Genomic DNA, 7,959 nt, shown 5'->3' with positions numbered 1-7,959 from the left:
CATCTGTCTTTTGAATTCTGCTGAAAATGTGCGCCTTGCTTGGGCCATTGTCGTTTTGCTCCTTTTGTTTTGTTGTGTTTTTCTAATAGCCCTAATTTTTTCTGTCCAGCTAAGTGTAGCCGATCCAAAGGCAGACGTATCCTCTAGAAGGATGCTGGCGTGCCTTTCTACTTCCGGTGAAATATAAGCTTCCCACACTTTGCTCCCCAGCTCCAGCTCCCTCTGTCCGATCATGTGCCACGTACCGGATAAAGCAGCCAATTGTTCCGCGGTTAGCTGTCCCAGCCCCCGAAACGGTTCAATTCCCGGATAATCTCCGATAGCATTCCTTCTCCTCCTTCGTTTTTAAAAAAACAGCCTTTTTACAGGGTCAATTATCGAACGTCATACATACTTATAAGTAAAAAGGGGGATAACGACTTGGGTACGCTTGCGGAAAAGAATGCAAAGGATCTCTTTACCATCGTCATTACAACCATCCTGTTTTATCTCATCTTTGTCGCACCCTGTCAAACAGACGATGACTCTGGCTATGATGAAGACGACGATTGACAGAAAGCTCCTGGCGGCCAGACGTAGTGTTGATTCCGTTTCCCTTCATTCGCTTCACCGATGAATTAGAAGAATTGAACTTGTATGGACAATAACAAGGAGGAGAACCTTGTGAAAGATACGAACCGAAGCATTGCCCTGATCGTTTTTATTATCATCAGCTTATCCTTTATTTTCGGGTTTGGGAGGGGGGCTGGACCGAGTACGACCACCACCATTATTCGACCTTAAAAGCAAACCCTACAACTAGCTTTCTGCAGGAGGGGGCGTATGACAAACGGAAAGCAAAAAAAACGTAAGGGTACGAGGGGGTCAAACAAAAATGATCCTTCTCTTTTGTCCAAGCTTACCCCTCAGCAAATTGCCGTAATTGCTGGAATATTGACAAATACGCTATCCGTAGACTCCGTCCTGATTGGGAGAGATCAGCGGTTGGAAATACTCCTTGTAGGCTCGCTGCGCAGAAGAACGAGGATTGATGAGCTAATCAACGAGCTAAGCAATGCGAATTTGGCTGATGTGATCGATTCCATTTTGAATCGCTAATTATAAAATACCCTCACTAAGTGAGGCGTTCACTTCGAGACGGATTCGGGCGCTTTGCTTCAGACCCCGTAAACTTAATTATGGCACAGAAATACCCTTCTGCCGCCTTGGCAGAAGGGTATTGTCATCGAAGGCTTGCCGGTCCGGTTGCTGAAGCCTGCCTAAGGTTTTGCCGGCGGAGCCATAAATTCCGGGCCGACCGGATTTTTCACATGTTTGTTTACAATCTCGTCTATGACCTTGAAATCCTCTTGGGTCAAATGCCATCCTTCCACATCTTTGACCGGGTCCAATTGACTTGGTTTGCGGGCTCCCCACAGCGCAATATTGGAACCTGGCTGATCCAGAATCCAGCGCACGGCTAAATGAATAACGCTTTTGCCGTAGGCTTGCTGTACCCAGGCATTTAGTTCGTCAACGGCTGAAAGATACTGGGAGCGGCGGTCCGGCTGGAATTTGGGATCGGCGTTCCGCAGATCATCCCCGCCAAACTGAGTGTCCATAGTCATTCTCCCGCTTAACATGCCCCGGCACAAGCTTCCGTAAAATAAGGAAGTCAACTCCTGTTCCCGCGCATACGGCAGCACGTCTTGCTCAATCTCCCGCTCAAATAAGTTATAGGGGGGCTGTACCGTATGCAGCGGAGCCACCTTTTGAAATTCCTGCATTTGGCTCGGCGAGAAATTGCTGACGCCTATGGCCCGAATTTTTCCGGACTCGTGCAATTTTCTCATGGCTTCTGCCGTTTCTTCCATCGGGACTTTAGGATCCGGCCAATGGATCTGGTAAATATCGATATAATCGGTCTTCAGCCTTGCAAGAGAGTCATTGATTTCTTGTTCAATCCGCTCTTTGGAAGCATCCCGAAAAGGTTGACCATCCTTCCAGTTCAAAGCAACCTTGGTTGCAATAATGACTTGGTCCCGAGTCCCTTTTTCGGCAATAGCTTTGCCTACAATTTCCTCAGACCGTCCAAAGCCGTAAACAGGCGCCGTATCTACTACGTTTATCCCTAAATCCAAAGCTTCATGGATCGTTCTAATCGCCTCTGCTTCATCGGTTCCACCCCACATCCAGCCACCAATGGCCCAGGTTCCAAGCGCTACCTTGGAGGCGGGCTCGATCTTGGAATTTTTAATCGTCGTGTGTTCCATGATTTACCTCCTTGAGATCGTATTGAAGTAAGAGTATGTTCCGATCCTTCATAGTCTATTGTAGTAATGTTAATATGAGATTAAAAGTAGCTATTTATTTTATAGGAAATGAAACGGCGGGGATGTATCCGCGAGGGGCGGAGCTTTCTCCCACTATTGAAAAATATTATAAAAACGCGACCCGTCGGAAAAGGTAAGGCTGAACGACGCCACGACAATCGCCGAAAGGATGGCCAAGGCGGTGTAATCCATGCCGGTGAAAGGACGGGTTTTATACCAAGTTCGCTTCCCTTTGCGGCCAAAGCCGCGCAGCTCCATGGCGGCGCTTATCCTGTCGATCCGGTCTACACTGGTCAAGATCAGGGGGATCAGAATCGAAACCGCGTTCTTCAGCCGTCTTGAAAGCTTCTCTTTGCGGGACATATCGATCCCGCGGGCCTGCGCGGAGAACGAAATATTGTGATAATCCTGCTGGATGTCGGGGAGATAGCGGAGGGCAATCGATACCGAATACGCCAGCTTGTAGCTGGCGCCGACGCGGTTTAAAGAAGCGGCAAATTCGCTGGGATCGGTGGTCAGAAGAAACAGCAGCGCCATCGGGATGACAACGGCATACTTCAAAGCGATATTGAACTGGTAAAATAGCTGCTCCCACGTTAAGGTATATCTTCCGGCAAGATGGACCAAGTCGTGCCTTGTACCGTACAGCTCGGTTCCCTGCATAGGCGAAAACAGGAAGACGGCGATTTCGTTCAGGAGGAAGAAAACGGCGATAAAGCCGAGCACAAAAGCGTATTGCCGAAACGCTACTCTTGAGATTTTTAGAGCAAGCAGCCCAAGGATCAGCATACCGAGCAGACAGCGTGTGTCGTAGGTAATCATAGCCGTTACGGACCAGACAACGAAAAAGATCAGCTTCGTCACTCCGTTCAGACGGTGAATCGGCGAGTCAAGGTTCGTATAGGTCAGCATCTTGGTACTCATCGATTCCGGACCCTCCTGTCATACGCGATGAACCGGCTTATAAATTCGTCCGGCTCCTGAAATCCCGCTTTATCGGCCAATTCATGAAGCGAAGTTTTCTTTAAATTGGCGGCTTTTAAAAGGTCAAGATTACTGAGTACCCTCGACGGAGTGTCATCGGAAATTTTCAATCCGTCCGCAAAAACGATCGTGCGCTGCGCATACTCCATCATCAAATACATATCGTGGGTAATGATGACGATCGTCATGCCCTGACGGTTCAATTCGTTCAGAAACTCCATCATTTCATTGTAATGCCTGAAATCCTGGCCGGCCGTCGGCTCGTCCAGGATCATCAGCTCCGGCCGAAGCACCAGAATCGACGCGATCGTAACACGCTTCTTCTGACCGTAGCTCAGGGCCGATATAGGCCAGCTGCGGAAAGAATAAAGCCCGCATACCTTAAGCGCTTCATGAACGCGTTCCCTGATTTCAGCCTCAGGTAAGCCCCTCGCCCTAAGCCCCAAGGCGACTTCGTCATACAAGAGAGCCTTTGAAATCATATGATTCGGGTTCTGCATGACATAGCCGATTCGCTGGGCCCGTTCCTTGATCGTATCCGCGCGAATATCCCGGCCGTTCATCAGAAGTGTTCCAGCAGAAGGCCTGTAGAATCCGCAAATGAGCTTGGAGACGGTCGATTTCCCGGCCCCGTTTCGGCCTGCGATACAGACCATCTCCCCTTGCCCGATGATCAGTGAAATGCCGCTCAGCGCCGGGCGGTCTGTCACATAGCTGAATGAAACATCCCGAAGCTCCAGCAGCGGGGGCGCAAGGCCCGATTCGGATGGCGCCGGGTTGGCCCGATACCATGCCGCCAGCTTCTCCGCACAGGCATCCAGTCGCAGCTGGCCGATCTGCTGCGGGTTCATATCCGGCGCAATCTCGCAGCCGGCGTATTTGAGCGCCGTCAAATACAGCGGCTCGCGAAGTCCCGTCTCGGCAAGCAGTCCGGAGCACAGCAGCTCGGGAGCCGGCAAATCGGCGGCTATCCGGCCGTCACGGACCACAAGGATGCGGTCCACGTCCCGGTGCAGCATCTCCTCCAGCCGATGCTCGATGATGATCACAGTCTTGGCCGTTTCCCGGTGAATGCGGTCTATCAGTTCAACGGTTGTCCGGCCGGACTCCGGATCAAGGTTCGCGAGCGGCTCATCAAACAGCAGAATGCCGGCATCGCCCACCAGTACGCCTGCCAACGTCGTTTTTTGCTTTTGCCCGCCTGACAGCTCGTGCGGCGAAGCCTCCAGCAATTCGGAGATCCCCGTTGCCGCAGCCGCGATCTCTACCCGGCTCACCATTTCGGCCCGGGGAACCATGTCGTTCTCCAGTTTGAAGGCGATATCCTCGCCTACGGTCAACCCTACGAACTGCCCGTCCGGATCTTGCAGAACGGTTCCCACCAGATCGGACAGCTCCGCCATGCTGAGATCCAGAAGCTCGCGGCCCCCGACCATCACCGATCCGGTCATTTCCCCCTCGTGAAAGAAAGGAATCAGCCCGTTTATACAATGGGCCAGCGTGCTTTTCCCAGAACCCGACGGTCCGACAATAAGCACCTTCTCTCCTTCGTAGACGCTAAATGTTATATGATGCAGCGTAGGCTCCGACTGAGCCTTGTATCGAAAGCTGAAATCACGGAACTCGATAACCGGTCTTCTCATATCTGTACTTCCTCTTGATTGATTGGTTTGAACTTTGGCAAAATCGTCCTTCTTCGGGCGTGAGCTCATTGCTTGCGGGAACTCATCTTTCCTGCCGTTTCAAAAGGCCGGCGAACTCTCACCGGCCATCCTGCTGAACTTGCATATTTTGCATATTTAAGCTTCACGGGTCAAGCTTCCTTGCTTCGTTCTTGTTTTCGAATAGGCGGCCGCCAGCAGCGTTCCGATAACTGCCACCGTCACGATGTTCGCGATCCCCGCTACAAGTCCCTGGGTAAATACTTTGTTTGCCGGTTCGGCATAAATCAGAATATCCAGTACCGGGGCGACGACAAACCAGGCCAGGGCGTTGGCGACAACCTGCGCGACATTGAAACGGATGATCCCCCGGCTGCCGAACTCACCGTCGTGAATACGGATTTTTCCGGCGATAATCCCGAGGACCAAGCCGACGATTCCCGAGGCGATGACCCAACTGAACCAAGGCTGTCCGTAAAAGATAGCATCCTTCAGCGTATGCCCGATCAGGCCGATCAGAAGCCCCGCGTAAGGCCCATAGAGCAGCGCGAACAAGGCCAACAGGGCGTAAGTCGTTTCAATGTTCGTATTCGGAATACCGGACGGAATGGAACCGAACCTTCCAAGAATCGCAAACAAAGCCGAACCAATGCCGATCGCGACTATTGTCTTTACGGAAAGACCTTTTGATTTTGCCATAAGAATCAACCTCTCTTTCAATTTTAAGATTTGGACTTTATGTATGTATTGGTATGTACTGGTATTCCTATTGGATAGATTATACAATCGACTGCAGCGATTTTCTATAGTTTTCAAAAAAAAACAGCCCGCAAAGCTTAAAGCTTCGCGGGACTGCGGGCAGGAACATCATCTAGCGGCCTGAATGTCTCTCATGCGATTTCAGCTTGGCAAGTCTGCTCTTCTCCTCGGCCAGCATGTCCTCTGCGAGCTCCGCGCCCGGGCCGCCAAGCAACTGCTTGGCCTGCCGGACTGCCTGTTCCGTACGCGCCAGCGTACTGCCGGCCTGCTCAACCATCTGCCGGGTCGGATGGCTCATCGCCTGAGATACGGAGTGATGCAGCTTGTTCACTGAATTCTGCGCCTGAGCTACAGTGCTGTCTGCTTGCAGACTGGTATCGTAACGTTTCATAAGTAGATACTCTCCCTTCTGAATGCTCCTGTCATCCTTAGCATGGTTCGAGCGAGGAAATGTTATACGCTAAAGCGGACTCATTCTATCATGAATATGGAGATCATTCGTCCCGGTTTGGTACAATACCAGTGAACTATATTTTCCCTGCCAAAGGAGATTTACCGGATGTTTAAAATATTCATCGTCGAAGATGACAAGAGACTGGTCAGCCTGCTTAAAGAGCATTTGCATAAATTCGGCTATGCTGCGCGGGATGTCGACGATTTTGAATCCGTTCGGAGCGAGTTCGAATCGTATGATCCCCATCTGGTGCTGCTCGACATTAATTTGCCGAAATATGACGGGTTTTACTGGTGCCGGCAAATTCGCAGCCTGTCAACATGTCCGGTTCTGTTCATCTCAGCCCGGGACAGCAAAATGGATCAGGTGATGGCTCTCGAAAACGGTGCCGATGATTATTTGACCAAGCCGTTTGACTATGAAATAGCGGTTGCCAAAATCAACAGCCAGCTTCGGCGCGCTTACGGCTCCTATGCGGCCACCCAGCAGCAGCGGATCGTCACGGTCGCGGGGTTGACCCTGGAGTTAGACCGTCTTTACCTTACTTTAAAGGAACATAAAGTGGAGCTCAGCCATACGGAAGCCAAAATTTTGGATGAGCTGATGGCAAGACCGGAGCAAATCGTCAGCCGGGACCGGCTGCTCGATAAAATTTGGGACGATCAGGCCTTTGTCGATGACAACACCTTGAATGTCTACGTAACCCGTGTCCGCAAAAAATTAATGTCGCTTGGCATCCGCGAAGCCATCCAGACGGTTCGCGGGCAGGGATACCGGCTAATTCCCAATTGGGAGGATGAAGAATGAAATTATTTTTAAGAGATCAGGCTCCGCTTGTTGCCGTCTATGTGCTTCAATTGTTCCTCGTAACCCTGGTTTACCGGCTAGACGGCTACCGCCATACGGCGATTAGCCTGTATGCAGCCCTGTTAAGCGGATGCCTGCTGGTCGGATATCTGATTCTCCGCTATTTGCGAAACCGGATCTTCTACATGCGGCTGTCCACCCCGTCCGCCTCCACGGAAGAACTGCTGAACGATAAGCAGCAAACCCCCTTATCTCAAAACTTGCACCGGCTGATCAAGGAACAGTTTCGCCGTTATCAGACGGAATTGCAGCAGTACAAGCACAAGCTGGATTCCCATATTCAGTTCATCAACCAGTGGGTACACCAAATGAAGACGCCCCTATCCGTCATTCATTTAATGATTCAGCATAAGGATGAACCGGAATTCACAGCGATTGGCGATGAGGTGGACCGGCTCAGAAAAGGCCTGGACATGGTGCTGTATACCGCACGGCTCGACACCTTCGAGAAAGATTTCTATGTGGAGGAGCTTGAACTGGAACGCGTCGTCCGCTCCGTGACCTCCTCCCAGAAACGGCTGTTTATCCGCAGCCATATTTTTCCGCTTGTTCAAATGGAAGATGCTTTAAGGATAGCCTCGGATGAAAAATGGTTGTCATTTGTCCTTACGCAGCTGGTCACGAATGCAGTTCGTTATACAAGGGGAAAACATCATCAGATTATTTTTCATGGATTCAGGAGCGGCCCTCATACGGTTCTGGAAATACGGGACGAAGGGATTGGCATTCCCAAGAGTGACCTGCCCCGGGTCTTTGATCCGTACTTTACCGGCGAGAACGGGCGCTTGTTTCAGGAATCGACGGGTATGGGGCTGTATTTGGTGAAACAGATCTGCGACAAGATGGGCCACCGGGTGGAGCTGGAGTCGGAAGAAGGACGGGGAACAACGGTACGGATCCTGTTCTAGCTTACAAATGTGTA

Annotated in this window: 9 protein-coding genes; 4 read left to right on the top strand and 5 right to left on the bottom strand. The window is 51.0% G+C overall.

Annotated elements, in window-relative coordinates:
* Window positions 1-420: 420 nt before the first annotated feature.
* Both K7397_RS21920 and K7397_RS17185 read left to right on the top strand, forming a co-directional pair.
* The gene (locus K7397_RS21920; RefSeq protein WP_273545645.1) at window positions 421-552 is read left to right on the top strand and encodes a hypothetical protein; all 132 of its coding nucleotides are present in this window, start codon (window positions 421-423) and stop codon (window positions 550-552) included.
* A gap of 270 nt (window positions 553-822) precedes the next feature.
* The gene (locus K7397_RS17185) at window positions 823-1,098 is read left to right on the top strand and encodes a hypothetical protein (protein WP_223069191.1); all 276 of its coding nucleotides are present in this window, start codon (window positions 823-825) and stop codon (window positions 1,096-1,098) included.
* Window positions 1,099-1,259: 161 nt separating this feature from the next.
* On the opposite strand, the gene K7397_RS17180 is transcribed toward K7397_RS17185, so the two are convergent.
* The 5 genes from K7397_RS17180 to K7397_RS17160 all read right to left on the bottom strand — a co-directional run bounded on the left by K7397_RS17180 (window position 1,260) and on the right by K7397_RS17160 (window position 6,107).
* Window positions 1,260-2,252: an aldo/keto reductase gene (locus K7397_RS17180; protein ID WP_223069189.1), complete on the bottom strand. Its 993-nt coding sequence runs from the start codon at window positions 2,250-2,252 to the stop codon at window positions 1,260-1,262.
* 153 nt (window positions 2,253-2,405) lie between these two features.
* A complete protein-coding gene (locus K7397_RS17175) occupies window positions 2,406-3,236 on the bottom strand; it encodes an energy-coupling factor transporter transmembrane component T family protein (protein WP_223069186.1) in 831 nt (276 codons plus the stop codon).
* Window positions 3,233-4,939, bottom strand: a complete 1,707-nt coding sequence (locus K7397_RS17170) for an ABC transporter ATP-binding protein (RefSeq protein ID WP_223069185.1) — start codon at window positions 4,937-4,939, stop codon at window positions 3,233-3,235. The genes K7397_RS17175 and K7397_RS17170 overlap by 4 nt, the downstream gene beginning before the upstream one ends.
* A 156-nt stretch (window positions 4,940-5,095) precedes the next feature.
* Window positions 5,096-5,656, bottom strand: a complete 561-nt coding sequence (locus K7397_RS17165) for an ECF-type riboflavin transporter substrate-binding protein (RefSeq protein WP_223069184.1) — start codon at window positions 5,654-5,656, stop codon at window positions 5,096-5,098.
* Window positions 5,657-5,828: 172 nt separating this feature from the next.
* Complete coding sequence (locus tag K7397_RS17160; RefSeq protein WP_223069183.1) at window positions 5,829-6,107, bottom strand: hypothetical protein; 279 nt, start codon at window positions 6,105-6,107, stop codon at window positions 5,829-5,831.
* 168 nt (window positions 6,108-6,275) lie between these two features.
* Between K7397_RS17160 and K7397_RS17155 the strand changes: the two genes are divergently transcribed.
* Window positions 6,276-6,977 carry a response regulator transcription factor gene (locus K7397_RS17155; protein WP_223069182.1) on the top strand — a complete coding sequence of 234 codons (702 nt, stop codon included), beginning with the start codon at window positions 6,276-6,278 and terminating at the stop codon, window positions 6,975-6,977.
* Window positions 6,974-7,945, top strand: coding sequence for a HAMP domain-containing histidine kinase (locus tag K7397_RS17150; RefSeq protein WP_223069181.1), 972 nt, complete (start codon window positions 6,974-6,976; stop codon window positions 7,943-7,945). Before K7397_RS17155 ends, K7397_RS17150 begins: the two co-directional genes overlap by 4 nt.
* Window positions 7,946-7,959 lie beyond the last annotated feature (14 nt).

Origin of the sequence: Paenibacillus caui (genome assembly GCF_019904135.1) — a bacterium.
GTDB lineage: Bacteria > Bacillota > Bacilli > Paenibacillales > Paenibacillaceae > Fontibacillus > Fontibacillus caui.
This window is presented reverse-complemented; position numbering and strand designations above follow the sequence as displayed.

What these genes read in the sequence shown, in the direction of transcription:
- K7397_RS17155 (WP_223069182.1), top strand. Translation starts at nt 6,276, where the DNA reads ATGTTTAAAATATTCATCGTCGAAGATGACAAGAGACTGGTCAGCCTG.
- K7397_RS17185 (WP_223069191.1), top strand. Translation starts at nt 823, where the DNA reads ATGACAAACGGAAAGCAAAAAAAACGTAAGGGTACGAGGGGGTCAAAC.
- K7397_RS17150 (WP_223069181.1), top strand. Translation starts at nt 6,974, where the DNA reads ATGAAATTATTTTTAAGAGATCAGGCTCCGCTTGTTGCCGTCTATGTG.
- K7397_RS17175 (WP_223069186.1), bottom strand. Translation starts at nt 3,236, where the DNA reads ATGAGTACCAAGATGCTGACCTATACGAACCTTGACTCGCCGATTCAC.
- K7397_RS17160 (WP_223069183.1), bottom strand. Translation starts at nt 6,107, where the DNA reads ATGAAACGTTACGATACCAGTCTGCAAGCAGACAGCACTGTAGCTCAG.
- K7397_RS17180 (WP_223069189.1), bottom strand. Translation starts at nt 2,252, where the DNA reads ATGGAACACACGACGATTAAAAATTCCAAGATCGAGCCCGCCTCCAAG.
- K7397_RS17170 (WP_223069185.1), bottom strand. Translation starts at nt 4,939, where the DNA reads ATGAGAAGACCGGTTATCGAGTTCCGTGATTTCAGCTTTCGATACAAG.
- K7397_RS17165 (WP_223069184.1), bottom strand. Translation starts at nt 5,656, where the DNA reads ATGGCAAAATCAAAAGGTCTTTCCGTAAAGACAATAGTCGCGATCGGC.